Origin of the sequence: Streptococcus ratti FA-1 = DSM 20564 (genome assembly GCF_000286075.1) — a bacterium.
Taxonomy (GTDB): domain Bacteria; phylum Bacillota; class Bacilli; order Lactobacillales; family Streptococcaceae; genus Streptococcus; species Streptococcus ratti.
In genome coordinates this window covers 864,341-888,412 of sequence record NZ_AJTZ01000005.1, presented here as the reverse complement: position 1 = coordinate 888,412, position 24,072 = coordinate 864,341, and the positions used below count along the sequence as shown (strand labels likewise).

At 41.7% G+C, this 24,072-nt stretch carries 25 protein-coding genes and 1 pseudogene; 21 read left to right on the top strand and 5 right to left on the bottom strand.

Going from position 1 to position 24,072, the window contains the following annotated elements; translation table 11 throughout:
• Positions 1-150: 150 nt before the first annotated feature.
• Positions 151-1,371, top strand: a complete 1,221-nt coding sequence (locus tag SRA_RS06235) for an MFS transporter (protein WP_003088840.1) — start codon at positions 151-153, stop codon at positions 1,369-1,371.
• 14 nt (positions 1,372-1,385) lie between these two features.
• On the opposite strand, the gene SRA_RS06230 is transcribed toward SRA_RS06235, so the two are convergent.
• Complete coding sequence (locus tag SRA_RS06230; RefSeq protein WP_003088839.1) at positions 1,386-2,246, bottom strand: Rgg/GadR/MutR family transcriptional regulator; 861 nt, start codon at positions 2,244-2,246, stop codon at positions 1,386-1,388.
• A 76-nt stretch (positions 2,247-2,322) separates the two neighbouring features.
• Positions 2,323-2,499: a DUF3042 family protein gene (locus tag SRA_RS09985; protein ID WP_002263068.1), complete on the bottom strand. Its 177-nt coding sequence runs from the start codon at positions 2,497-2,499 to the stop codon at positions 2,323-2,325.
• A gap of 74 nt (positions 2,500-2,573) precedes the next feature.
• On the opposite strand from SRA_RS09985, the gene miaA reads away from it, so the two are divergent.
• The 17 genes and pseudogenes from miaA to rfbB all read left to right on the top strand — a co-directional run bounded on the left by miaA (position 2,574) and on the right by rfbB (position 19,379).
• Positions 2,574-3,461 carry a tRNA (adenosine(37)-N6)-dimethylallyltransferase MiaA gene (gene miaA, locus SRA_RS06225; RefSeq protein WP_003088815.1) on the top strand — a complete coding sequence of 296 codons (888 nt, stop codon included), beginning with the start codon at positions 2,574-2,576 and terminating at the stop codon, positions 3,459-3,461.
• Positions 3,462-3,684: 223 nt separating this feature from the next.
• Positions 3,685-4,932 carry a GTPase HflX gene (hflX, locus tag SRA_RS06220; RefSeq protein ID WP_003088813.1) on the top strand — a complete coding sequence of 416 codons (1,248 nt, stop codon included), beginning with the start codon at positions 3,685-3,687 and terminating at the stop codon, positions 4,930-4,932.
• A complete protein-coding gene (locus tag SRA_RS06215; RefSeq protein ID WP_003088812.1) occupies positions 4,916-5,554 on the top strand; it encodes a hypothetical protein in 639 nt (212 codons plus the stop codon). The genes hflX and SRA_RS06215 overlap by 17 nt, the downstream gene beginning before the upstream one ends.
• A gap of 37 nt (positions 5,555-5,591) precedes the next feature.
• Positions 5,592-6,521, top strand: a complete 930-nt coding sequence (rnz, locus tag SRA_RS06210) for a ribonuclease Z (protein ID WP_003088811.1) — start codon at positions 5,592-5,594, stop codon at positions 6,519-6,521.
• Positions 6,518-7,282 carry an SDR family NAD(P)-dependent oxidoreductase gene (locus SRA_RS06205; protein WP_003088810.1) on the top strand — a complete coding sequence of 255 codons (765 nt, stop codon included), beginning with the start codon at positions 6,518-6,520 and terminating at the stop codon, positions 7,280-7,282. The genes rnz and SRA_RS06205 overlap by 4 nt, the downstream gene beginning before the upstream one ends.
• The gene (gene recJ / locus SRA_RS06200; RefSeq protein ID WP_003088809.1) at positions 7,279-9,489 is read left to right on the top strand and encodes a single-stranded-DNA-specific exonuclease RecJ; all 2,211 of its coding nucleotides are present in this window, start codon (positions 7,279-7,281) and stop codon (positions 9,487-9,489) included. The genes SRA_RS06205 and recJ overlap by 4 nt, the downstream gene beginning before the upstream one ends.
• A 318-nt stretch (positions 9,490-9,807) precedes the next feature.
• Positions 9,808-10,923 carry an ISAs1 family transposase gene (locus tag SRA_RS06195; protein WP_003086492.1) on the top strand — a complete coding sequence of 372 codons (1,116 nt, stop codon included), beginning with the start codon at positions 9,808-9,810 and terminating at the stop codon, positions 10,921-10,923.
• 150 nt (positions 10,924-11,073) lie between these two features.
• The gene (locus SRA_RS06190) at positions 11,074-11,586 is read left to right on the top strand and encodes an adenine phosphoribosyltransferase (RefSeq protein ID WP_003088808.1); all 513 of its coding nucleotides are present in this window, start codon (positions 11,074-11,076) and stop codon (positions 11,584-11,586) included.
• Positions 11,587-11,697: 111 nt separating this feature from the next.
• Positions 11,698-12,642: a homoserine O-acetyltransferase MetA gene (gene metA, locus SRA_RS06185; protein WP_003088807.1), complete on the top strand. Its 945-nt coding sequence runs from the start codon at positions 11,698-11,700 to the stop codon at positions 12,640-12,642.
• A 9-nt stretch (positions 12,643-12,651) separates the two neighbouring features.
• Positions 12,652-13,353: a DnaD domain-containing protein gene (locus tag SRA_RS06180; protein WP_003088806.1), complete on the top strand. Its 702-nt coding sequence runs from the start codon at positions 12,652-12,654 to the stop codon at positions 13,351-13,353.
• Positions 13,343-14,053: a tRNA (adenine(22)-N(1))-methyltransferase gene (locus tag SRA_RS06175; RefSeq protein ID WP_003088805.1), complete on the top strand. Its 711-nt coding sequence runs from the start codon at positions 13,343-13,345 to the stop codon at positions 14,051-14,053. Before SRA_RS06180 ends, SRA_RS06175 begins: the two co-directional genes overlap by 11 nt.
• On the top strand, positions 14,031-14,819 hold the full coding sequence (locus SRA_RS06170) for a Nif3-like dinuclear metal center hexameric protein (protein WP_003088804.1): 789 nt from the start codon (positions 14,031-14,033) through the stop codon (positions 14,817-14,819). The genes SRA_RS06175 and SRA_RS06170 overlap by 23 nt, the downstream gene beginning before the upstream one ends.
• Before the next feature lie 56 nt (positions 14,820-14,875).
• The gene (locus SRA_RS06165) at positions 14,876-15,958 is read left to right on the top strand and encodes an NAD(P)/FAD-dependent oxidoreductase (protein ID WP_003088802.1); all 1,083 of its coding nucleotides are present in this window, start codon (positions 14,876-14,878) and stop codon (positions 15,956-15,958) included.
• A 61-nt stretch (positions 15,959-16,019) separates the two neighbouring features.
• On the top strand, positions 16,020-16,889 hold the full coding sequence (gene rfbA / locus SRA_RS06160) for a glucose-1-phosphate thymidylyltransferase RfbA (RefSeq protein ID WP_003088800.1): 870 nt from the start codon (positions 16,020-16,022) through the stop codon (positions 16,887-16,889).
• Entirely contained in the window at positions 16,890-17,483 is a 594-nt protein-coding gene (locus SRA_RS06155) for a dTDP-4-dehydrorhamnose 3,5-epimerase family protein (RefSeq protein WP_003088797.1), read from the top strand. It abuts the gene before it with no gap.
• A pseudogene (locus SRA_RS06150) lies at positions 17,483-17,968 on the top strand (phosphoribosylanthranilate isomerase). The gene SRA_RS06155 and the pseudogene SRA_RS06150 overlap by 1 nt, the downstream one beginning before the upstream one ends.
• A gap of 364 nt (positions 17,969-18,332) precedes the next feature.
• Positions 18,333-19,379, top strand: coding sequence for a dTDP-glucose 4,6-dehydratase (rfbB, locus tag SRA_RS06145; RefSeq protein WP_003088794.1), 1,047 nt, complete (start codon positions 18,333-18,335; stop codon positions 19,377-19,379).
• Positions 19,380-19,496: 117 nt separating this feature from the next.
• On the opposite strand, the gene SRA_RS06140 is transcribed toward rfbB, so the two are convergent.
• From SRA_RS06140 to SRA_RS06130, 3 genes are all read right to left on the bottom strand, one after another.
• Entirely contained in the window at positions 19,497-19,691 is a 195-nt protein-coding gene (locus SRA_RS06140; RefSeq protein WP_003088790.1) for a hypothetical protein, read from the bottom strand.
• A gap of 63 nt (positions 19,692-19,754) precedes the next feature.
• Positions 19,755-20,570, bottom strand: coding sequence for a sugar phosphate isomerase/epimerase family protein (locus tag SRA_RS06135; RefSeq protein WP_003088787.1), 816 nt, complete (start codon positions 20,568-20,570; stop codon positions 19,755-19,757).
• Between the two features lie 4 nt (positions 20,571-20,574).
• The gene (locus tag SRA_RS06130) at positions 20,575-20,979 is read right to left on the bottom strand and encodes a beta-propeller fold lactonase family protein (protein WP_003088784.1); all 405 of its coding nucleotides are present in this window, start codon (positions 20,977-20,979) and stop codon (positions 20,575-20,577) included.
• Between the two features lie 83 nt (positions 20,980-21,062).
• On the opposite strand from SRA_RS06130, the gene SRA_RS06125 reads away from it, so the two are divergent.
• The 3 genes from SRA_RS06125 (at position 21,063) to SRA_RS06115 (ending at position 23,993) form a co-directional block, all read left to right on the top strand.
• Complete coding sequence (locus SRA_RS06125) at positions 21,063-21,542, top strand: NUDIX hydrolase (protein ID WP_003088782.1); 480 nt, start codon at positions 21,063-21,065, stop codon at positions 21,540-21,542.
• Between the two features lie 62 nt (positions 21,543-21,604).
• Positions 21,605-22,777, top strand: a complete 1,173-nt coding sequence (locus SRA_RS06120) for an AI-2E family transporter (protein ID WP_003088780.1) — start codon at positions 21,605-21,607, stop codon at positions 22,775-22,777.
• Positions 22,764-23,993 carry a tetratricopeptide repeat protein gene (locus SRA_RS06115; RefSeq protein WP_003088778.1) on the top strand — a complete coding sequence of 410 codons (1,230 nt, stop codon included), beginning with the start codon at positions 22,764-22,766 and terminating at the stop codon, positions 23,991-23,993. The genes SRA_RS06120 and SRA_RS06115 overlap by 14 nt, the downstream gene beginning before the upstream one ends.
• Positions 23,994-24,072: the final 79 nt, after the last annotated feature.

Genomic DNA, 24,072 nt, shown 5'->3' with positions numbered 1-24,072 from the left:
TGGGGTGATAAATGTGAAATTAGAGCAAATCACTGTACTCACTAAAGGAATTAGACTAGCTACTTACTAAAGCAGACTTATTTAAAGGAGTGGGATTATGAGAACAAAGTCTTGTTATCAAATCGATAGCTTAATTGCGGAGAATCCTATATGTTAAAGTTCTTAAAGAAGAATAGACTGTTTGCACAATTAACAGGAATTAATTTAGTATCAAAGATTGGAGATAGGTTGTTTTATACAGCAATGCTGACTATAGCAAGTTCATTACCGAATAGCAGCTTTGCTCTAATGATTGTGTCCGCTTCAGAAACACTTCCTATATTGATTAGTTTATTCTTAGGAGTGATGGCTGATAGGCAAAAGCAAAAGCTAAACCATTTAGTAAGCAGCTCGCTTTTCCGAACAGGTATGTATATTGGTATTGGACTTCTATTGAGATACCAACTAACATTGCCTTTGGTTGTCTTTGCTTCCTTTTTAAATCTGTTATCGGATATTAGTGGGAATTACGCGGCAGCGCTTTTTTCACCTTTTACCAAGACTTTAATAAAGCCAGAAGACATGGAAGAAGCGCAAGGACTTGTCAGCTTAGGAACACAATTGGTCACTGTTTTAGCAACCCTTCTTGGAGCATCTCTGTTAACGATGTATACAGAAAGTTCTCTTGCAATGATAAATGCATTTATTTTTCTGAGCGTTGCAATACTTTACGCCATCATTAAGCCTGCTCTTAAAAATCAAGAAGCTAAGATAAAACCATTTGAGCACGGGAATACTATTTTGGTTGTTAGAGAGAATTTAAAATCTTTCCTTACTGACCGTATTTTGTTGGTTAATCTAGTTCAGCTAGCTATGTTAAATGGTTTTTTTGGAGGCTTGACGCCATTATTTGCCTTGTTTATTAGGGAGAATAATGAATTAGTTACTTTAAGCAACCCTGTAAAAATTGCACTCTTATCAGGGATGATTACTGTATTTATGATTATCGGAAATAGCTTGACCACAAAGGTATTTAAGAACCATTCAATCTTTTATATTAACCTTTGGTCTGATTTGATGATTCTCTTAGTAGGACTAGGTTTTGTCTTCAGTAACCTTTGGATGATTTTCGCAGCGAATGGCTGCCTCGCTCTGCTCTTAGGGATTGTTTCCCCAAGATTCTCAGCAGAAGTGGTCAACCGTTATCCCATAGACAGAATCGGCGGAATTATTACCAGTATTAATGCTCTCTTGGTAATAGTGCCACCTATGACAAGCCTGATATTTCCGATGTTGACAACGGTTAGTAGTTCCCTTGCTTATCTAGGTTTTATTGCTTATGCTTTATTATTAATCGTAATGAGTTTAGTCCTAGTAAAAAAGCACTCTTAATTGTCAAAGTTTTGTCAATCTTGTATGAGACTGTTTAAACTATCTTGGAGAAATTCTGCAACTTCCTCATGCCCTAACTCTTTAACAGATTGAATATAGTGTTCTATAGTTATGCTATCCGTGGTTTGTCCTTCTTGATAATTGAGCACTTTTTTCAGAAAAATAAGGACAGTCTTTGCAAACATATCTTGATAGTTTAGGATCTTTTCAAGATGCTTCATGAAGTAATCAGCGTAATATCCTTGCTCTCTTTCCAATAGCACAAAGATAATATTTAGAAGAACGAGTTGTGTTCGATGTTTACTATTTGGAATTGACAAATACAAGGAGTCTCTCTCGGTGAAAGCTTTTCCAAGAAAAATGAGGTCACTATTGGATAATATCTGTAAGGTATTTCCAAAAATATACAATTCATATTCCGTCCACTCTTCAATGCTATAGAGGTAGGTGGCGATGAATTCTTTGTCCTTATCTGAAATGGTATGCTCTGGTTTTAGAGTGTGTATTGCGCAGTGGATAACCAGTCTATTAAGTTGCTTATAGGTATCATATGTTTCAGAATTATCATTTTTTAAAAGACTTTCCAAACTGCTAATATCTTTATTGGCATGATATTCAGAAATGAGTTTAGCCTGTTTAAAAAATGGACTGTCTTCATAGTGATGATAAGCATGCTCAAATTCAGAAAAACTCATGTGGATGGCAGAGATTGCAATCAGTAATTTATCTGCGGAGAGCATTGTTTGACCATTTTCAAATTTAGATAATTGAGGCTGTGATAAATTGTGATTAACAACATCTTTCATTTTTAGACCTCTAGCCAGCCTAAGTTCTCTATAAAGTTCACCTAGATTAACCGCATTTAATTTAGTCAAAGTCCGTTCTCCTTCATTATCTTAATACTATTTATTCTAAGAAAAAAACGCCCCTGAGGACGATTTTTTCTTGTTTTTATCGAGTAACGCGGCGGCGTGCAGCTTTCTTACGATTTTCTTCAATAAAGGCAGCTTTCTTTTCTTCCGGATCGATAATTGTTTTCTTAACAGCAAAGACAGCTCCGGCAACTGTTGCAGCAGTACCGATGACACCTGTCGCAAGACCTCTAGCAAATGCGTGTTTTTTAGCCATAAATAAGACTCCTTTTATATGTTATAATAGTATTATTATCTTAAAAATTATTGTTTTTTTCAAGGAAAAAGTGTATGAAAGAAAAAATACTTGTGGTCTTAGGTCCGACGGCAGTCGGTAAGACAGCTTTGGGTATAGAGCTGGCTCAAAAATATGGAGGAGAAATCATCAGCGGAGACAGTCAGCAGGTCTACCGCAAGCTGGATATCGGAACGGCCAAAGCAAGCGCAGCTGAACAGGCAGCGGTCCCTCACCATCTGCTGGATGTACGCGATGTCAATGACAGTTATTCAGCTTTTGATTTTGTTCAGGAAGCAGCGAGTGCTGTTGAAGCGATTAGGGAGCGCAGACAGCTGCCTATCATTGTCGGAGGGACTGGACTGTATTTGCAGAGTCTCTTAGAAGGTTATCATCTGGGCGGTGAGGTCAATCAAGAGGAAGTTTTACATTACCGCAAAGAGTTAGAGGAGCTGTCGGATCAGGAGCTTTTGGATTTGCTGAAGACTTATGAGATTAAATTGCCAGAGGTAAACCGCCGCCGGGCCACCCGGGCGCTGGAACTTCACAGATTCAGTCAGGGAGCCCGCAATCATGAGAAACCTTACGATTTTTTAGTGATTGGTCTAAATGATGAGCGCCAAAGGCTGTATGAGCGGATTAACCAGCGTGTTGACCAGATGATGGCTCAAGGCCTGTTAGATGAGGCAAGATGGCTTTATGAAAACTACCCTAAGTCACAAGCCAGCCGCGGCATTGGTTACAAGGAACTTTTTGCCTATTTTGCAGGAGAGGTAAGTTTGGAAGCAGCGGTTGCTAAAATCAAACAGAATACCCGCCGTTTTGCCAAGCGTCAGCTGACTTGGTTTAAAAACCGCATGGCTGTGGATTTTTACATGGTCAGTGAAGCAGATTACAAGACAAAGATCGATCGGGCAGCAGCTAATTTTTTAGGGGAAGGGTGACGCCTTAACAAAGAAAAACACAGCAAATTTCTGCGAAAAGCTGGTCTTGTCAAGGATTTATTTTTTCTTATTTTAAATGCACTTTACATTCGTTAAGGGCTGATAAAGAATAGGAAAATTGTCTGACTTTTCCAGACAGCTGTGATATAATAATGTGTAAAATTACCATTCTGATGGTAATGGAAAAAGGCTGAAAATTGATGAAAGCAAGGGGCAGGAATGAATGATTGAAACCAGTCAGAAACAAGAGCGTGTTATCCTTGTCGGAGTAGATCTACCGGACAGTGATAACTTTGAGATGTCCATGAAAGAGCTGGCCAGTCTCGCACAGACAGCAGGAGCTGAGGTCATTCATTCCTATTCCCAAAAAAGGGAACGCTATGACAGTAAAAGTTTCATTGGTTCAGGGAAATTGCTTGAAATCAAACAAATGATTGCTGCTGATGAAATTGATACGGTTATCGTCAACAATCGCTTGACACCGCGTCAAAACACTTATCTGGAAGCAGAGTTTGGTATCAAAGTGATTGACCGCATGCAGCTTATTTTGGATATTTTTGCCATGCGGGCCAGAAGCCACGAAGGAAAACTTCAGGTTCATTTAGCTCAGCTCAAATATATGCTGCCGCGCCTTGTCGGACAGGGTCTTATGCTTAGCCGTCAGGCAGGTGGAATCGGCAGCCGCGGTCCTGGAGAAAGTCAGTTAGAACTCAATCGTCGCTCCATTCGCAAACAAATTGCAGATATAGAGCGCCAGTTGAAAATTGTCGAAAAAAATCGGGGAACCAATCGTGACAAGCGGCTTGATTCAGAGATTTTTAAAATTGGTTTGATTGGCTATACCAATGCTGGAAAGTCAACAATCATGAATATGTTGACTGACAAGAGCCAGTATGAAGCCAATGAGCTTTTTGCAACACTTGATGCAACAACCAAGCAAATTTATCTGTTGGACTGTTTTCAGGTGACTTTGACAGATACCGTTGGTTTTATTCAGGATTTACCAACCGAACTTGTAGCAGCTTTTAAATCAACGCTGGAGGAGAGCCGTCAGGTTGATTTGCTGCTGCATATTGTTGATGCTAGCGATCCTAACCATGAGGAACATGAACAGGTTGTTCTGGATATTCTGTCTGACCTTGGCATGTCAGCGATTCCGCGTTTAGTGGTTTATAATAAAATGGACAAGGTCAAAAAATTTGCGGCCAGCCAGTATCCTTATGTCAGTCTTTCGGCTAAATCTCAGGAAGGAGCTTTGATTTTACGTCAGGCTATTGTGGAGAAAATAAAAACTATGTTTATGCCCTTCACCCTTAAGATAAATCAGGAAAATGCCTATAAACTCTATGATCTAAGCCGTATAGCTCTGCTTGATTCCTATGATGTTGATCAAGATAGCAAAGAGATTAGAGGCTATATTGCAGAAAAAAACAAGTGGAGGCTGGAAACATTTTATGTCGAACTATCTTGACTTAGCTCTTAAGTATGGCGGGTTCACCAGCTTGGATAAGGTTTATTTGAAAAATAAACTGGCGTCTCTGTCTCATGCAGATAAGCTGGCCTTTATCACACCGCCGCCCAGTGTTATTAATGCCTATTTTGCTGAAATTTATCAAAAGCAGTCACCTAAGGCAGCGACAGATTATTATTTTGATTTGAGTCAAAAGCTGCAGCTATTGACCGACAAGCCTTCCTTTGACGAGCATAAACCCTTTGTTCGCCTTAATCTATCGGGAAAATCCTATGGCTTTGCCTATGAAAATGAAGAGGAAATTGCTCAGGTTTTCAGTGAGCTGGACGAGCCGATTACTGACAGTCTTTTATTTGAATTGGCTCAGATTTTTCCGCAGTATAAGGTTTTTGTGGACGGCCAGACCATAAAAATGAAACCTTTGGCCTTTGAAGAAAGTGAGAATGAGATCATCGAAAACAGCTCAGCCCTTCTGACTGATATTAAGAAATTAAAAGATGGATCCGTTAAAATCTCCGGTTTTAATCAGGAAGAAATTATGGAAGCGGCTAAGGCCTATCAAGGTCAGCGCTATTACAGCTATGCTCAGCGTCAAGCTGTGCTTTATATTGTTGAAGATTAACCAGTATAGAAAAGTATAAACAGAAAGTATAGTAAGTATGGAAATTCAATTTTTAGGAACTGGTGCCGGCCAGCCGGCTAAAGCCAGGAATGTATCAAGTCTTGTTTTAAAACTTTTGGATGAAATTAATGAAATTTGGATGTTTGACTGCGGGGAAGGAACTCAGCGTCAAATTTTAGAAACAACAATCAAGCCGCGTAAAATCAGAAAGATTTTTATTACCCATCTGCATGGCGATCACGTATTTGGTCTGCCGGGCTTTTTATCAAGCCGCGCCTTTCAGGCTAATGAAGAGCAGACAGATGTTGATATTTACGGCCCTGTTGGCATCAAAGGGCTGGTAATGGGCAGTTTGCGGGCTTCGGGCGCTCATCTGCCTTACCGGATTTACTTTCATGAATTTAATGAAAAACATTTGGGAAAGATTCTTGAAACGGATCAATTCACAATCTATGCTGAAAAATTAGACCATACTATTTTTTGTGTAGGCTACCGTGTAGTGCAAAAAGATTTGGAAGGCACGCTTGATGCTGAAAAGCTGACTGCCGCAGGGGTCCCTTTTGGCCCGCTCTTTGGCAAAATAAAAAATGGCCAGGATATTGTCTTGGAGGATGGGAGAAAAATTATTGCTAAGGATTATATTTCAGCTCCTAAAAAAGGAAAAGTTGTTACTATTTTAGGAGATACCCGCAAAACAAATGCCAGCATCCGTCTGGCTTTGGGAGCAGATGTCTTGGTTCATGAGTCAACCTACGGTAAGGGGGATGAAAAATTAGCCAGGCGTCACGGCCACTCTACCAATATGGAAGCAGCTAAAGTAGCAAAAGCTGCTTCGGCTAAGAAACTGCTGCTCAACCATATCAGTGCTCGTTTTCTGTCGCGGGACATCAGTAAGATGCGCAGCGATGCTCAGGAAATTTTTGAAGATGTCCATGTTGTCAGGGATTTAGAGGAAGTAAAACTATGAAGGAACGTATTATTGTAATCACCGGAGCGTCCGGAGGAATTGCAGAGGCGATGATTAAGCGTCTTCCGCAGACTGATCAGCTTGTTTTGCTCGGCCGGAGCAAGGAAAAATTAGAAACCATGTATGCCCATCGCAGACCAGTGAGCTGTTTTTCAGTTGACATCACAGATGATAAGGCTTTAAAGGCGATAGTTGATACTATTTATCAGCAATTTGGCCGCATTGATATTTTTATCAACAATGCCGGCTTTGGTGAATTTAAGGATTTTGATCAATTCTCAAACAGTGACATTCGGGAAATGTTTGATGTTAACACTTTGGCGACCATCAATTTTTCACGCCTTGTCGGCCAAAGAATGGCTGAAGCAGGCAAGGGGCACATCGTTAATATTGCCAGCATGGCTGGCCTGATTGCGACGAACAAGTCAACGATTTACTCAGCCACCAAATTTGCTGTTATCGGTTTTTCCAATGCTCTGCGCTTGGAGTTAGCAGACAAGGGTGTTTACGTGACTACTGTCAATCCCGGACCGATTGCCACTAAATTCTTTGATAAGGCTGATCCTAGCGGCAATTACCTTAAGAGTATTGAAGAATTCACTCTGCAGCCGAGTGATGTCGCAAAGAAAATCATTGCGCTTTTAGGGAAAAACAAGCGAGAACTCAACCTGCCTTGGACGCTAAGAGCTGCACACAAGGCCTATAGCCTTTTTCCAAGATTGTCGGATTTTTTGGCCAGAAAGGTATTTAATTATAAATGATTACATCCAAATTTGATTGGAAAATAAAACAGGAAAAGCCAGATGATGGCTTTTTTGAGCTGATTAAAAAAGAAAAGCTCAGTCAAGCGGCTGCCCAAATTCTCTATGGACGCGGCCTTAACGAAGCTAGTGCTCTCGAGCAGTTTTTGCATCCTGATTTGTCACAGCTTCATGATCCCTATCTTTTAAACGATATGGAAAAAGCGGTTAAGCGGATTCGTCAGGCCATTGAAAACTATGAAACTATTTTAATTTACGGCGATTATGATGCTGATGGTATGACATCCAGTTCTATTGTCAAAGAAGCGCTGGAGATGATGGGAGCAGAATGTCTGGTCTATCTTCCCAACCGTTTTACAGATGGTTATGGTCCAAACCAGAGTGTCTATCGGTATTTTATTGAACAGCAGGGTGTGTCTTTGATTGTTACGGTAGATAATGGTGTTGCCGGCAAAGAGGCGATTGCCTATGCGCAGAAAGAGGGCGTTGATGTCATTGTGACAGACCATCACAGCCTGCCCCAAGAACTGCCATCTGCTTATGCCATTGTTCACCCTGAGCATCCTGATGCAGCCTATCCTTTTAAATATTTAGCCGGCTGCGGTGTTGCCTTTAAACTGGCCTGCGCTCTTTTAGAGTCTGTTCCTGTGGAGATGCTGGATTTAGTAGCTATCGGAACGATTGCTGATATGGTTTCTCTGACAGATGAAAACCGTATCATGGTAAAATACGGCCTAGAACTGCTTAAGCAGACAGAGCGTATTGGCCTGCAGGAATTGCTGGCTCTCTCAGGCGTTCAAGCAGACAGTATCAGCGAAGAGACCATCGGCTTCAAAGTGGCTCCGCAGCTCAATGCTTTAGGCCGCTTGGATGATCCCAATCCTGCTGTAGAGCTATTGACAGGCTTTGATGAAGAAGAAGCCCGTACGATTGCGGTCATGATTAATGATAAAAACGAGGAACGCAAGGCCATTGTTCAGACAATTTTTGATGAGGCCATGGCCATGGTTGATACAACAAAACCTGCCCAGGTTCTGGCCAAAGAAGGCTGGCATGCCGGCGTCTTGGGCATTGTCGCAGGACGTATTATGGAAGAAATTAACCAGCCGGTGATTGTCCTCAATATTGAAAACGGCTTGGCTAAGGGGAGCGCCCGCAGCTTGAGCACGGTCAATATTTTTGCTGCTTTGAATGAGCATAGAGACTTGTTTACGGCCTTTGGCGGACACAGCGGTGCGGCCGGTATGACTTTGGAAGCCGACCAGCTGGAAAAACTTGAACAAGTCCTTGTATCCTATATTGAAGAGCACCATATTGACCTCTCTCAAAAGAATCCGCTGGTTATTGATGCTGAGCTTCCTTTGTCACAGCTGAGCTTTGAAACCGTTAAAGGTTTGGAAAAACTGGCGCCCTTTGGCATGGACAATGATAAACCTGTTTTTCTGATAAAGGATTTTAAGGTTAAACAGGCTAGGATCATGGGACAAAACGGTGCTCATCTCAAGCTTCGTCTTGCTCAGGAAGCATCTGAATTTGATCTGATTGCTTTTAATCAGGGAGCTCTGCTTCAGGAATTTCAACAGGCTCAGAATCTAGAATTGGCCGTGACCATATCTGTTAATCGGTGGAATGGCAATACCAGTCTTCAGCTTATGTTGGTAGATGCAAGGGTTGAGGGCATCCAGCTGGTTGACATTCGCTCGCGCAGCAGCGCACTTCCTCAAACAGTGCCTGTTTTGGATGGTAAAACAGCCAGCAAGGCCGTAGTCCTGCTGGAAGTTCCTGAAAATGAAGAAGATCTTCTAGCGCTTTTTGAAAATCGTAATTTTGAGGTTATTTACTTTAAAAATATCATCAAGCATCGTTATTATCTGACAGGTTACGGAACACGTGAGCAGTTTGCCAAGCTCTACAAGACAATTTATCAATTTCCAGAATTTGATGTGCGCCATAAATTAAAAGAGCTTAGCCAATTTCTAAACATTCCAGACATTTTGCTGGTCAAGATGATTCAGATTTTTGATGAACTGGATTTTGTCACTATTGATGATGGGATCATGACAGTTAATAAGGATGCGCAAAAACGGGAGATCTCTGAGAGTCATATCTATCAAGATTTGAAAAAACTTGTAAAATTTCAAGGGCTGATGGCCTTAGGTACCCCGCAGGAAATCTATGATTACCTGACTTCGAAAAATCAAAAGTAAGTCGATTTTGTCGGTGGAATCCTTAAGACAAGGAAAGCAAGCAGCTAACTTGTGCGGAGTTGGTTAAAAGAGTGATGCGCTATTAACTAACTGTAAAACAAGATAATACAAGATAATAAAAGATAAATCCATACAGCTGTGGTAGCGGCTGTATGGATTTATTTTACATAACAATCATCAGTAATTGCTGAACATTAATTGTATGTATTCCAATGAGTCTTAGTCACGACAAACGCATGAAGAAAATATCGTTTTCAGAAATTAATTTCATAAACGAGATAAAGGACTTCCGTTATAATAGTAGTGGAGGTCGTAGTTATGAATGAGATGATTCGTTTTTTGGTAGAAGTTAGAGATGTCAGGGAGCCCTGGAAAATCAAACATTTGTTATCAGACATTGTTCTCTTAATATTCTTCGCTCGTTTATCAGGCGCAGAGTACTGGGATGAGATTGAAGCCTTTGGCAATGCCTACGAAAGCTCCTTACGGACTGTTCTTAGTTTAGAAAATGGCATCCCATCACACGATACGCTTCAGCGTGTTTTCGCGACATTAGACCCACAGGTTCTTGTAGAAGTTACGCAGATGTGGGCTAACATTTTAGAGGAGGCTGATCTCTCTGCCAAGACTTTTACAACCTTTTCGAAACGGTTGGTTGCGATTGATGGCAAAACTGTCCGAGGCAACGCCAGTCAAACCCAGAAAGCCTTGCATATTGTCACAGCTTATGCGACAGACTTAGGGATAGCCTACGGTCAAGTGGCGACTGATGAGAAGAGCAACGAAATCACAGCGTTCCCCGTCTTACTAGATATGATTTCTATCAAAGGTTGCCTGATTAGTATAGATGCTATAGGAACTCAAAAGGCCATTGCGGAAAAGATTATCCAGAAAAAAGGCGACTACTGTTTGGCTGTTAAAGAGAATCAGAAGGGACTATTAGAGGATATTCGTCCCTATTTTGAGTTGGATTCTAGGCGGGATGATACTTACGAAACCGTTGAAAAAGCCCACGGTCAAATCGAGGTCAGACAGTATGATGTCCTCCACGATGTCGGTTGGCTGAGAAAAGTTCATCCGGATTGGGGACATATTCAGAGTATAGGTCGAGCTCGTATTCAGATAACAAAGAATGGACAAGAAAGCAAAGAGAGTCGCTACTTTATTCTGAGTTGCCAGGTCAGTGCTCAGGAATTGTGTGCTTATGTTAGAGGGCATTGGCAGATAGAAAGTATGCACTGGTTATTGGATGTTGTTTTTCGTGAGGATGCCAATAAGACGCTAAACAAGCACTTAGCTTTTAATTTGAATGTGATGGATAAATTTTGTTTAGCTGTATTGAAGCGACTAGATACAGGAAAGAAAATGAGTATGAGGCATAAGAAATATGTCCTTAGTTTGTCCTTTGACAAGTATCTAAGCCGCCTACTCTAAGTTAAAAAAGGGTTCTATCGTTCAGAAAATGAATTGGAGCGTCTCATGCGTTTGTCGTGAGTCTTAGTGGTAATATTTTCTAAAATGACTAATTCATGCTATAATAAAGAGTAAATGATTTTTTGGCAGATTGCCCTAGAAAGTAAGGAAATGGATTTAAAAGATTACATTGCAACCATTGAGAACTATCCAGAAGACGGGATTCTCTTTCGTGATATTAGTCCTTTGATGGCTAATGGAAATGCCTACAGCTATGCTGTCCGCGAAATTGTCCAGTATGCGACAGACAAAAAGATTGATATGATTGTCGGCCCAGAAGCACGTGGCTTTATTGTCGGCTGTCCGGTTGCTTATGAGCTGGGTGTTGGTTTTGCTCCGGTCCGTAAGCCCGGAAAGCTTCCGCGCAAGGTGATTGAAGCTAATTACGAAAAAGAATATGGTATTGATACTCTGACCATGCATGCTGATGCCATCAAACCAGGACAGCGTGTGCTGATTGTTGATGACCTTTTGGCAACTGGCGGAACTGTTAAGGCAACGATTGAAATGATTGAAAGACTGGGAGGAATTGTTGCTGGCTGCGCCTTTTTGATTGAGCTGGATGAGCTTGAAGGCCGCAAGGCTATCGGCGATTATGATTATAAGGTGCTCATTCATTATTAAGGGTGGATTATAGCTGTTTGCTATATCTAAATAGAGAAATTATATATTTGAAAACTATATCTCTCTGCTTTATAATATTAGAATAGATATTGTAGAAATGGAGATATTTTCATGCCAATTACTCTTGATAAAAAATTACCTGCGGTGGATATTCTAAAGTCTGAAAATATCTTCGTTATGGATAATAAAAGGGCCATTCATCAGGATATAAGGCCGATGAGCATTCTGATTTTAAATCTGATGCCGACAAAGGTAGCAACGGAAACTCAGCTGCTTAGGCTCTTAGCCAACACTCCTTTGCAGATGAATGTGGACTTTTTATACATGGCCAGCCACCATTCGAAAAATACACAGGCTGAGCATATGAAGACTTTTTATAAGACCTTAGAAGACATTAAAGGCAACTTTTATGATGGGCTGATCATCACGGGAGCACCGGTAGAGACGATGTCTTTTGAGGAGGTTGATTACTGGGAGGAGCTCTGCCAGGTTTTTCAGTGGTCTAAGACCCATGTCTATTCAACCTTACATCTTTGCTGGGGGGCTCAGGCCGGACTTTATTATCGTTATGGTATTGATAAGATTGATATGGGCGATAAACTCTCAGGTATCTACTGGCAGAAGGTAGAAAAACCATACAGTCCTTTGATGAGAGGCTTTGATGATTGTTTTCTCGCTCCTCATTCCCGTCATACAGAAGTTCTCCTAAAAGATGTTATCAATAAGACAAACCTTGAAGTGATTGCCAGCGGTGAGGAAGTAGGTTTGTCCATTTTATCCAGCCGCGATATGCGGGAAATTTATAGTTTTGGCCATTTGGAATATGACCGAGAAACCTTGGGCAATGAGTATAAACGTGACCTCAAGGCTGGTAAAAACCCTAACATTCCAAGCAACTATTATCAAAATGACAACCCCGAATCTTATCCAGAAATGCGCTGGAATCTTGCTGCGGCAACGTTCTTCAGTAATTGGATTAATTACGCGGTCTATCAAGAAACACCTTATCGCTTAGAGGAGTTAGAAAATGATGTTTCATTTTATGGCTATCTGTAAGGAGGTCCTATGAGCTTTTTGCAACATTATAAGTCAGGGAACTTGGTTTTGCCCAGTGCCTTGCTTTTTCATTACAAAGATATTTTCAGCAGCACTGATGACTTTTTGGTCTGGCAGTTTTTCTATCTTCAAAATACGACAAATATGGAAGAAATTGCCACTAGCCAAATTGCTGCAGCTGTCGGAAAAACCGTAGCTCAGGTTAACCGCTGTGTTTCAAATCTGATCAGCCAGGAGCTTTTAGCCATGAAAACAATTGAGCTGGACGGTGAGAGTGAAGTCATTTTTGATGCAGCCTTGGCTCTTAAAAAACTGGATGACCTGCTAGAGCAGCCCGAACGGAGCAAAGGTCAGCCGGAGTCGAATGCTGACAGCAGCAATGCCTTTAAAGATTTAGTTGAAGATTTTGAAAGAGAGCTGGGACGGCTGCTCAGTCCCTTTGAATTGGAAGACTTAGAAAAGACAGTTTCAGATGATAAAACAGATCCTGATCTTGTTCGGGCAGCTCTGCGGGAGGCTGTGTTTAATGGCAAAACCAATTGGAATTACATTCAGGCTATTTTGAGAAATTGGCGCCGGGAGGGAATTACGACCCTGCGTCAGGTTGAAGAAAGACGGCAGGAGCGTGAAGAAGCCAATCCGGCTAATGTGACAGTTTCGGACGATTTTCTGTCGGCCATGAATTTATGGAGTGACTCGGATGCGAGATAAAAAGAAGGGCATCAACCTTTCTGAGCGTTTACAGGAAATTGCGGGCTTTGTACCTAAGGGTGCAAGGCTTCTTGATGTCGGCAGTGATCATGCCTATCTGCCGCTTTATCTGCTGGGAAAAGGCTGCATTGATTATGCTATAGCCGGTGAGGTGGCAGAAGGCCCCTACAGCTCTGCCCTAGAAAATGTGGCTCAAGCTGGTTTATCAGATTGCGTAGATGTCCGTCTAGCAGACGGTTTAGCGGCCTTTACAGAATCAGATGATATTGATGTTATTGCGGTTTGTGGTATGGGCGGACGTTTGATTGCAGAAATTTTAGAAGCTGGGAAGGCTAAGCTGTCTTTAGTAAAGCAGCTGATTTTGCAGCCCAATAACTGCGAAGATGAACTGCGCCTTTGGCTAATGGCCAATGGCTTTGCGATAACGGCTGAAAAGATAGTGACAGATAAGCAAAAATACTATGAAATATTAGTTGCTGAAAAGGGGCAGATGACTTTGTCGGATATGGATTTGCGTTTTGGTCCTTTCCTGCGTCGGGAACTGTCAGCTGTTTTTAAAGCACGGTGGCAAAGAGAACTGTCTAAATTAGAGCAGGCCTTGATGAAAATTCCTGAGAAAAATGAACAGGATCGGCTGGCTATAAAGGTAAAAATAAGTCAGATTAAGGAGGTACTTCATGAAAGCACGGCAGATTATTGAACGCTATGAGGCTTACTGTCCGCAGGAGCTGTCCCTTGAAGGCGATATATCTGGACTGCAAATTGGAACACTTGATAAAGATATCAAAAGGATTATGATTGCTCTTGATGTGCGTGAAACGACGGTTGCTGAAGCTATTGAAAAAAAGATAGATTTGCTGATTGTTAAGCACGCTCCAATTTTTCGGCCTTTAAAAGATTTGACTGCAAGCGCACAAAACCAGATTTATATTGATTTGATTAAACATGACATTGCTGTCTATGTCAGCCATACCAATATTGATATTGTTCCTGACGGGCTTAACGATTGGTTTTGCGACTTGCTGGAGGTTACCAATCGTGAGGTCTTGAGTCTCAGCAAGGATGGCTATGGTATTGGACGTGTCGGAGACATTGCACCGCTTCCTTTTGAAGATTTGGCAGTGAAAGTTAAAAAGATTTTTCATTTGGACAGCATTCGCCTGGTATCTTACAAACAGGCGAATCCGGTCATATCGCGCTTAGCCATTTGCGGCGGCAGCGGTCAAAGTTTTTACCAAGAAGCTCTGAATAAGGGAGCTCAGGTCTATATCACAGGTGATATCTATTACCATACGGCTCAAGAAATGCTGACCAACGGTCTTTTAGCCTTGGATCCAGGGCATCACATTGAAGTGCTTTTTGCTGACAAACTGGCTTCCAAATTTGAAGCATGGAAGTCTGAAGAGAACTGGGACATTGAGATTTTGACCAGCCAAGCCAATACGAATCCTTTCTATCATTTGTAGGATTGCTTTGATGATAGGATTAAGTCTAAAGCAAAGCTAAATAATGAGGGAATTTGATGAAAAAAGTTGCTGTCATCGGCGCAGGAATTGTAGGTTCAACCGCTGCTTATTATCTGTCCAAAGAAAAAGATATGTTGGTAACCGTCTTTGACCAAGGAGTTGGTCAGGCTACCAAGGCAGCTGCAGGCATCATCTGTCCCTGGTTTTCAAAGCGCCGCAATAAGGCTTGGTATCGACTGGCCCGTCTGGGTGCAGACTTCTATCAGACCTTAGTAGCTGATTTACAAGCGGATGCCTATGAAGCTGACTTTTATGATCAGGCAGGGGTCTTCTTGCTTAAGAAAAATGAAGATAAGCTAAAAGAGCGAAAAAAAGAAGCGGCCTTAATCGGACAGCTGCAAATCCGAAAGCGGGCAGAGCTTGATGAGGGCTTAGCTGATTTGACTGGTTTTACCAGCTTGCTCTATGCTTCTGGAGCCGCTCGGGTGGATGGGGCTAAATTGACACAGACTCTGCTTGAAGCCAGTCAGGCTGAACTCATCAGTAAGGAAGTTCTCTTAGGGGTCAGAGCTGATGGCTGCTATGATGTTGACGGTCAAACTTTTGATACTGTTTTACTTGCCTGTGGTGCTTGGCTGCCGCAAATCCTAGAGCCGCTAGGTTACAAAGCTGATGTCAGACCGCAAAAGGGACAGCTAAGGGATTTCTTTTTTAAGGATTTAAAAACTGAGCACTATCCGGTGATTATGCCGGAAGGGGAAGTGGATATTATTCCATTTGTCGGCGGCAAGGTCAGCATAGGTTCTACCCATGAGAATAATCAGGGATTTGATTTAAAAATTGACAGCGATCGCTTAGATGCATTGGAAAAAGAAGCACAGGCCTATCTCCCTAAATTAAAAGCTGCTGCTTCAACAGGCACCCGTGTCGGAATACGTGCCTACACCAGTGACTTTTCTCCATTTTTTGGAGAAGTGTCTGGCTTGCCCAATGTCTATGCGGCAAGCGGTCTGGGGTCGTCTGGACTGACTACAGGTCCTCTCATAGCCAATCAGCTGGTTAAAATGCTGACTGGTAAGTCTTTAGATTTGCCAGCCGACGATTACAGTCCTGACAAATATGTGATTAAGGGTGGTTAGTGACACCGCTAACAAAAAGTGATAAAATGTAAGATGATTAAATATAAAGAGGAGACCTAGAATGAAGGGTATTATTCTTGCAGGCGGCTCTGGTACACGTTTGTATCCACTGACGCGCGCTGCATCAAAACAACTCATGCCGGTTTATGATAAACCAATGATCTACTATCCGCTTTCAACTCTGATGCTGGCGGGAATCAAAGATATTTTGATCATCTCAACGCCGCAGGATCTGCCGCGTTTTGAAGAGCTGCTTCAGGATGGCTCAGAATTCGGCATTAAACTTTCGTATGCTGAACAGCCAAGTCCGGATGGTCTCGCGCAAGCCTTTATTATTGGCGAAGAATTTATTGGTGATGATAATGTGGCCCTTATTTTAGGAGACAATATTTATTACGGTCCTGGTCTCAGCCGCATGCTGCAAAAGGCTGCCAGCAAGGAAAAAGGAGCAACAGTCTTTGGTTATCAGGTTAAGGATCCGGAACGTTTTGGTGTTGTCGAATTTGATGAGAATATGAACGCTGTTTCAATTGAAGAAAAGCCAGAACATCCTAAGTCCCACTATGCTGTCACAGGTCTTTATTTCTATGATAACGATGTCATTGATATTGCTAAAAATATCAAACCAAGCCCTCGTGGAGAACTTGAAATTACAGATGTCAATAAAGCTTATCTTGATCGCGGCAATCTCTCTGTTGAGGTCATGGAACGTGGCTTTGCTTGGCTGGATACTGGTACGCATGAAAGCCTGCTTGAAGCAGCCCAATATATTGAAACTGTTCAGCGCATGCAAAATCTGCAAGTGGCTAATTTGGAAGAAATTGCCTATCGCATGGGCTACATCACCAAGGAGCAAGTTCGCGAACTCGCTCAGCCTCTTAAGAAAAATGAATACGGACAATACTTGCTCCGTTTGATTGGAGAAGCTTAAATGACAGAACAATTTTTTGGAAAAGAATTAGCTGCTCGCAAGATTGAAGCTATTCCCGGTATGCTGGAATTTGATATTCCTGTTCACGGCGATAACCGTGGCTGGTTTAAAGAGAATTTCCAAAAAGAAAAAATGGTGCCGCTAGGATTCCCAGAAAGCTTCTTTGCAGAAGGAAAATTGCAGAATAATGTTTCCTTCTCCCGCAAAAATGTTCTTCGTGGTCTTCACGCAGAACCATGGGATAAATACATTTCAGTAGCTGATGAGGGAAAAGTTCTTGGTTCTTGGGTTGATTTGCGCGAGGGTGATAGTTTTGGACATGTCTACCAAACCGTCATCGATGCTAGCAAGGGTATCTTTGTACCGCGCGGTGTTGCCAATGGTTTTCAAGTCTTGTCTGACAAGGTTTCTTATAGTTATCTCGTTAATGACTACTGGGCGCTCGAACTAAAACCAAAATACGCCTTTGTCAACTATGCTGACCCAGCACTTGGCATCACATGGGAAAACTTGGCAGAAGCAGAAGTCTCAGAAGCAGATAAAAATCATCCTTTACTCAAAGACGTTAAACCTTTGAGAAAAGAGGACCTCTAATGTTTCAAGCTTTTTTGGAAATAGCAGAGCAGTTAAACAAGCTAGGAATTACTCCCTTGTTAATGGGCTCTGTCGGTCTGGAAAGGCGAACAGGACGAGATTGGTAGGCAAGGGACCTTGATATTCATGTGCCCAGTGATCCACGGGGTTGGGAAGCACCTGATGAAGAACGGATTTACCGTGAGGATGAGCTGATTGCCATGATGAATCAACTGGGTTATACCCTGGTCGACCGCCATGAGCATGAATTTCAAAAGGATGGCCTGTCTGTTGAATTTGGTGGCCTTCATTCACTTCCTGACTTTGCAGGTGTGGAGCTAGAAGAGTTAGAAGAAATGGAGACTCAGGGTGTTCATTATTACTTACCAACGCTTGAGCAATATTTGAAAATCTATCTGGCCTCTTCCAAAGATTCATATCGGGCAGACAAAAATAACCAAAAAGATTTTGCTAAGATTGCTTACTTGAAAGAGATTTTAAAGTAATCTGGCAATAGAAGAAGGCGAGCCTAGCGAGCCATTAGCGATAGTTTCCGCCGTAGTGAAAATGGGAACTTGTATTCATAGTTCAGCACTTTCATCTAAGGCTAGTTTTTCAGCTACTCATCGTTAGTTTTTTTCAGAATACAGTCAGTATTCCCTCAAAAAACTGCCTTGATTAGCGAAAAACTATCTCTTATATAAAAGCACTTTACTTGTGAACACAGGTTCCAAGATTACGTTTTACGTAATCTTGCAGGGAAATTTTGAAACCTTAGGTTCAAAATTTAGCCATGAAACCGAAGGTTTGCTGGCGTCCCCACTACCTAAGGAAACTATCAAAAAAGAAAAAAACTTTTCGGAGAAAAAAATGACAGAATATAAAAATATCATCGTAACCGGTGGCGCTGGTTTCATCGGTTCAAACTTCGTCCACTATGTTTATAACAACCATCCAGATGTTCATGTGACCGTTCTTGACAAACTCACATATGCTGGGAACCGTGCTAACTTGGAAGAAATTCTTGGTGACCGTGTTGAGCTGGTTGTTGGTGATATTGCGGATGCCGAATTGGTTGACAAATTGGCTGCCAAAGCGGATGCAATCGTTCACTATGCGGCTGAAAGTCACAATGACAATTCCCTCAATGACCCATCACCATTTATTTATACTAACTTTGTGGGAACTTATACTTTGCTCGAAGCGGCGCGTAAATACAACATCCGTTTCCACCACGTCTCAACGGACGAAGTTTATGGTGATCTTCCCCTTCGTGAAGACTTACCAGGTCATGGTGAAGGCGAAGGTGAGAAATTCACGGCTGAAACTAAGTACAATCCATCATCACCTTACTCATCAACAAAAGCTGCATCAGATTTGATTGTTAAAGCTTGGGTACGTTCCTTTGGTGTCAAAGCAACCATTTCTAACTGCTCTAACAACTATGGACCATACCAACACATCGAAAAATTCATTCCTCGTCAAATCACAAACATTTTATCAGGAATTAAACCAAAACTTTACGGTGACGGTAAAAACGTTCGTGACTGGATTCACACAAACGACCATTCAACTGGTGTTTGGGCTATCTTGACTAAAGGACGCATCGGTGAAACTTACCTTATCGGTGCTGATGGTGAAAAGAACAACAAAGAAGTTCTTGAGTTAATTCTTGAAAAGATGGGACAACCTAAAGATGCTTACGACCATGTGACAGACCGTGCAGGACACGATTTGCGCTATGCCATTGATTCGACAAAACTGCGTGAAGAACTCGGATGGAAACCGCAGTTCACCAACTTTGAAGAAGGCCTAGAAGATACCATTAAATGGTACACTGAACACGAAGACTGGTGGAAGGCTGAAAAAGAAGCTGTTGAGGCTAACTACGCTAAAACTCAGGAAGTTATTAAGTAAAAGTTAAAAAACCTTGTCATATCAACGTTTGTCGTTGGTAGCAAGGTTCTTTTTTGTATTTTGGCTTATACTAAAAAAACTTAGCCTATCCTTGGATAAACTAAGTTTTTGATTGTCTTATTTACCGCCGAAAAGTCCTTTGACTTTGTCAGCAAGGCCATCAAGCCCCTTACCGCCGTCAATAAGGCCTTTAGCCTGTTCAAAATACTCTCCCAAATCGTTTTTGTGCTGGTCAATAAAATCCTGAGCAGCAGAGAAGTCTTGTTTTTCAACAAGTTCTTTAACATGATTAAACAGTTCAGTTGGGTTCATAGGTTTACCTCATTTCTTTTCCTCTATTAAACCATAAAAGGCGTGAATTTGGAAGTCCCTTCCTTATTTCTGTGCCAGCTGCAGCAAAAAATTATGGCTTTGCAGCTGCTCGGTAGGGTCCAGCATGTTTTTAAGATTGATTTCATAGATGGAAGTAGCATCTGGATTGAGCAGCTCAAGAACAGCTTTCCAGTTGATTTTTCCTTGCCCCAAAGGCAGGCTGTCGTGCGTTTTGCCCATAGAATCCACTAAATGGTAATGGACAATATGATCTTTCAAAGTTTTCAGTGAAGCAAGGAGTTTGCGATTGCTGCCCCGCATTTTGATAAAGGCGTGTGAAAGATCGTAGGCCAGCCGGTAATTTTTAGCAAATAGCAGAGCATCGTAATCAGGGTCGCCAAAGTAAAAAAGGGGTGAGATCGAATTTTCAAACATGATATGTTCCTGGCCCAGCTCTGAAAATTTGTCCAGCTGGTCAAAAAGATATTGATTAGCGGCTTCCCAGCTGCCGTAATAGGCTATCAGAGCCTGATTTCGCATTTCATAAGAACCGTGAAGCAGAACCTGAATATGATGGTCAAATGCCAGCTGCAGCAGGTCACTGGTTGATTTTTCCAAGAAATGAAAGCTTTTAGGAAAGAGCTCTTTAGGCACAATCATCTCCAGAAAATCACCTTGAAAAGTCATGGGCTGACGGAGAATAATTTTGTCTGTAGCGCGCTCTTTAACCTCTTGGATGGCGTCGTTCAGACGCTTGAGCCCGTTTTTTGAAAAATCAGCTTGGTCGGTATAAAATTCTAGAATCTCTGGCTGATGGATCAGGCGGCTGTTCAATTGTTCGGGGTCGCTGCTGGTTTTTAAACCTAATTTTGGCACCATATCATCACTCTTTCTCATTCTTAAAGGCCACACAAACTATTTCAGGGACTTTAAAACTGTGGCTGACTTCTGTCAGCCGTCCTGTTTGACCATCACGCCTAAAAATGGTAATATTGTCAGATCTTGATGGCCGACAATGAGGTGGCACAGCGGAGCGTCTGCCTCTAAGACGCGATTGATGAGCTTGATTGTCCGGAGCAAAGCTGGCAGCTTCGCCTCTGTCAGCTTGTTTTGAGACGCTGAAAAGATGATTGTTCCGGTCAAAAGCTAGATAAGTCGGATTTTCTTTGGCCGCAGCCGCAAGCAATTCTAGATCTGATAAAGTTCCTCTTTCAGTATCGAAACGAGCAGTGTAGTTCCTCTTTGGTGTGTGTCTGGTGTAAATGCCAAAATAAACCGTTTCAATCATTTGATTCTTCCCTGTAGTTTTCTTGTCCAAATTATAGCATAATTTTTGTTATAATAATAAAGAGAAAAGAGAGGACAGGAGAAATGACAAAGTTAGCAACGATTTGTTATATTGATAACGGACGTGAATTGCTGCTCTTGCATCGAAATAAAAAAGAAAATGATGTTCATGAGGGTAAGTGGATCAGTGTCGGCGGCAAAATAGAAAGAGGAGAAAGTCCCGATGAGTGTGCGCGTCGGGAAATTTTTGAAGAAACCCATTTAAAGGTCAAAAAGATGGACTTCAAAGGAGTAATTACCTTTCCTGACTTTACGCCGGGACACGACTGGTACACTTATGTGTTTAAGGTAACTGATTTTGAAGGTGAGCTTATTTCAGATGAGGAAAGCCGTGAGGGGACTCTTGCTTGGGTTCCTTATGATCAGGTACTTCAAAAGCCGACATGGGAAGGGGACTATGAAATTTTTAAATGGATTTTGGAAGATGTTCCTTTTTTCTCAGCCAAATTTACCTATGTTCAGAAAAAATTGATTGATAAACAAGTGACGTTTTATGACAAATAGCTTTAAAAGCCTTAGTCCAAAGGGCAGCCATAAGCTAAGGAGTACTTGTTAGGAGGATGCGGATGGATAATAATCAAAAGAAATTTGATATGACTTGGTTTTTTAAATGGTTTTTAAATAATAAAGCTGTAACAGTTTTACTGGTTTTGCTTTTGTTTTTTTTGAATATTCTTGTTTTCACGAAAATAAGCCCTATTTTAAAGCCCATCTTTTCTTTTATGGCTGTTATTATGCTTCCTCTGGTCATTGCGGCTTTGCTGTACTATCTCTTAAAACCTATTGTTGATTTTATTGAAAAGCGGGGTACCAGCCGTGTCACAGCCATTACGATTGTTTTTCTGGCGATAGCTGGGCTTTTAGCTTGGGGAATTGCTAATCTTTTTCCAATGCTCAATGATCAGCTGTCTTCTTTTATCAGGCAGCTGCCAAGCTATGTTAGGTCTGTTGATGATCAAGTTGCGGGTCTGTTAAAAAATGATATTTTAGCCAGCTTTCGCCCGCAAATCGAAGAGACAGTTACGAATTTCAGTCAAAAGGCTGTAGATTATGCAGAGTCCTTTTCTAAGGGTGCTGTAACCTGGGCAGGAAATTTTGCTTCTGTGCTTGCGCGTGTTACGGTTTCTATTTTGATTTCGCCTTTTATTGTTTTTTATCTTTTGCGCGACAGTAGCAAGATGAAAAAAGCTTTTGTTTCTTACCTGCCGACAAAAATGCGCCAGCCGGCTCACCGCATTCTCAATGATGTTAGCAACCAGTTGGCCAGCTACGTTCAAGGGCAGGTAACGGTAGCTATCATTGTTGGTTTTCTGTTTTCCCTTATGTTCAGTATTATTGGTTTGCCTTATGCAGTGACTTTCGGGATTGTTGCCGGTTTTTTAAATTTGATTCCTTATTTAGGAAGTTTTTTGGCTACAATACCAGTTTTAATTTTAGCGCTGGTTGAGGGCCCGATTATGGTGATTAAGGTAATAGTGGTTTTTATTATTGAACAGACTATTGAAGGGCGTTTTGTTTCGCCGCTTGTTCTAGGCAGCAAACTCAGTATCCATCCTATTACCATTATGTTTATTTTGCTGACAGCCGGTTCTATGTTTGGTGTTTGGGGTGTTTTCTTAGGAATTCCTGTCTATGCCTCCTTAAAAGTTCTTGTCAAGGAAATTTTCGAGTGGTACAAGCCTGTCAGCGGTCTCTATGAAAAGGAAGATGAGGTCAGTAAAGAAAATGTTAAACAGTGAAAAAATGCTTGCAGCTATTCACAATCAGGATTTAGTGCATGCTAAAAAATATTTAAAACGGGCGCTGAGAGAAGACGACGCTGAGACACTTCTGTCTTTGGCCGAATACTTGCAGTCTATTGGCTTTTACCCTCAGGCTAAAGAGATTTATTTGCAGCTGCAGCCTGATTTTCCCGAAGTTAATATCAATCTGGCTCAGATTGCCAGTGAGGACGGTCAGACTGACGAGGCTTTCATGTATTTGGATGCTATTGCGTCTGAAAGCCCCGATTATCTGGCTGCTCTGCTTGTCAAGGCTGATTTATATGATGCGGAAGGACTTACAGATGTTGCCAGGGAAAAAATGCTTGAAGCTAGCCGTATCAGCCAGGACTCTCTTGTGATTTTTGGTCTGGCAGAAATTGAAATGAATTTGGAGCTTTTTCAGGACGCTATCAAGCACTACGCTCAGCTGGACAATCGTGAAATTCTAGAGGAAACAGGAATCTCGACCTATGAAAGAATAGGCCGTGCCTATGCTGGTTTAGGTAAATTTGAAGCAGCTATCGAGTTTTTTGAAAAAGCTATTGAGATTGAATTCGATGACCAAACGGTGTTTGAAACGGCTGTTCTTCTTTATGACCAAGAAGAATACCAAAGAGCCAATCTCTACTTTAAGCAGTTGGATACTATAAATCCTGATTTTGCCGGCTATGAATATGTTTATGCCCTTTCTCTTCATGCTGAACACAAGACAGAAGATGCCCTGCGGCTGCTGCAGCAAGGCCTGACCAAAAATGCTTTTGACAGCCGCCTGCTGCTTTTAGCTTCACAGCTGTCCTATGAGCTGCACGATAAAAAAGCAGCAGAAAACTATTTGCTTAAGGCTTTGGATGTTGCCGAAGATGATGAAGAAATTCTGATGCGGCTCAGCAACTTGTATCTGGAAGAAGAACGCTTTGAGGAAGTAGTAAACTTAGATACTGAAGCTATTGACAATGTGCTGACCAAATGGAACATTGCTAAGGCTTATCAGGCATTGGATCAGGATGAAAAAGCACTTGAGCTGTATGAAGATCTGGCAGCAGATTTGGCCGGCAATCCGGAATTTCTCAAGGACTATATCTATATTTTGCGAGAATTTGGCTATCAAGAAAAGGTCAAATCCTTGGCTGACAGCTATTTGCAGCTGGTACCTGATGACAGTGATGTAGCAGATTTTTTGGCAGAACTCTGAACAGACAGAAAGAGGTATCCGTGTTTGGAAGAGTTTTTATGATTTCGCTCAAAAATTCACAAATAAAAATTCACAAAGT

Bases quoted from the DNA above. Each gene is read 5' to 3' on its own strand.
- SRA_RS06235 (WP_003088840.1), top strand. From the start codon at position 151: ATGTTAAAGTTCTTAAAGAAGAATAGACTGTTTGCACAATTAACAGGA.
- SRA_RS09985 (WP_002263068.1), bottom strand. From the start codon at position 2,499: ATGGCTAAAAAACACGCATTTGCTAGAGGTCTTGCGACAGGTGTCATC.
- miaA (WP_003088815.1), top strand. From the start codon at position 2,574: ATGAAAGAAAAAATACTTGTGGTCTTAGGTCCGACGGCAGTCGGTAAG.
- hflX (WP_003088813.1), top strand. From the start codon at position 3,685: ATGATTGAAACCAGTCAGAAACAAGAGCGTGTTATCCTTGTCGGAGTA.
- SRA_RS06215 (WP_003088812.1), top strand. From the start codon at position 4,916: ATGTCGAACTATCTTGACTTAGCTCTTAAGTATGGCGGGTTCACCAGC.
- rnz (WP_003088811.1), top strand. From the start codon at position 5,592: ATGGAAATTCAATTTTTAGGAACTGGTGCCGGCCAGCCGGCTAAAGCC.
- SRA_RS06205 (WP_003088810.1), top strand. From the start codon at position 6,518: ATGAAGGAACGTATTATTGTAATCACCGGAGCGTCCGGAGGAATTGCA.
- recJ (WP_003088809.1), top strand. From the start codon at position 7,279: ATGATTACATCCAAATTTGATTGGAAAATAAAACAGGAAAAGCCAGAT.
- SRA_RS06195 (WP_003086492.1), top strand. From the start codon at position 9,808: ATGAATGAGATGATTCGTTTTTTGGTAGAAGTTAGAGATGTCAGGGAG.
- SRA_RS06190 (WP_003088808.1), top strand. From the start codon at position 11,074: ATGGATTTAAAAGATTACATTGCAACCATTGAGAACTATCCAGAAGAC.
- metA (WP_003088807.1), top strand. From the start codon at position 11,698: ATGCCAATTACTCTTGATAAAAAATTACCTGCGGTGGATATTCTAAAG.
- SRA_RS06180 (WP_003088806.1), top strand. From the start codon at position 12,652: ATGAGCTTTTTGCAACATTATAAGTCAGGGAACTTGGTTTTGCCCAGT.
- SRA_RS06175 (WP_003088805.1), top strand. From the start codon at position 13,343: ATGCGAGATAAAAAGAAGGGCATCAACCTTTCTGAGCGTTTACAGGAA.
- SRA_RS06170 (WP_003088804.1), top strand. From the start codon at position 14,031: ATGAAAGCACGGCAGATTATTGAACGCTATGAGGCTTACTGTCCGCAG.
- SRA_RS06165 (WP_003088802.1), top strand. From the start codon at position 14,876: ATGAAAAAAGTTGCTGTCATCGGCGCAGGAATTGTAGGTTCAACCGCT.
- rfbA (WP_003088800.1), top strand. From the start codon at position 16,020: ATGAAGGGTATTATTCTTGCAGGCGGCTCTGGTACACGTTTGTATCCA.
- SRA_RS06155 (WP_003088797.1), top strand. From the start codon at position 16,890: ATGACAGAACAATTTTTTGGAAAAGAATTAGCTGCTCGCAAGATTGAA.
- rfbB (WP_003088794.1), top strand. From the start codon at position 18,333: ATGACAGAATATAAAAATATCATCGTAACCGGTGGCGCTGGTTTCATC.
- SRA_RS06140 (WP_003088790.1), bottom strand. From the start codon at position 19,691: ATGAACCCAACTGAACTGTTTAATCATGTTAAAGAACTTGTTGAAAAA.
- SRA_RS06135 (WP_003088787.1), bottom strand. From the start codon at position 20,570: ATGGTGCCAAAATTAGGTTTAAAAACCAGCAGCGACCCCGAACAATTG.
- SRA_RS06130 (WP_003088784.1), bottom strand. From the start codon at position 20,979: ATGATTGAAACGGTTTATTTTGGCATTTACACCAGACACACACCAAAG.
- SRA_RS06125 (WP_003088782.1), top strand. From the start codon at position 21,063: ATGACAAAGTTAGCAACGATTTGTTATATTGATAACGGACGTGAATTG.
- SRA_RS06120 (WP_003088780.1), top strand. From the start codon at position 21,605: ATGGATAATAATCAAAAGAAATTTGATATGACTTGGTTTTTTAAATGG.
- SRA_RS06115 (WP_003088778.1), top strand. From the start codon at position 22,764: ATGTTAAACAGTGAAAAAATGCTTGCAGCTATTCACAATCAGGATTTA.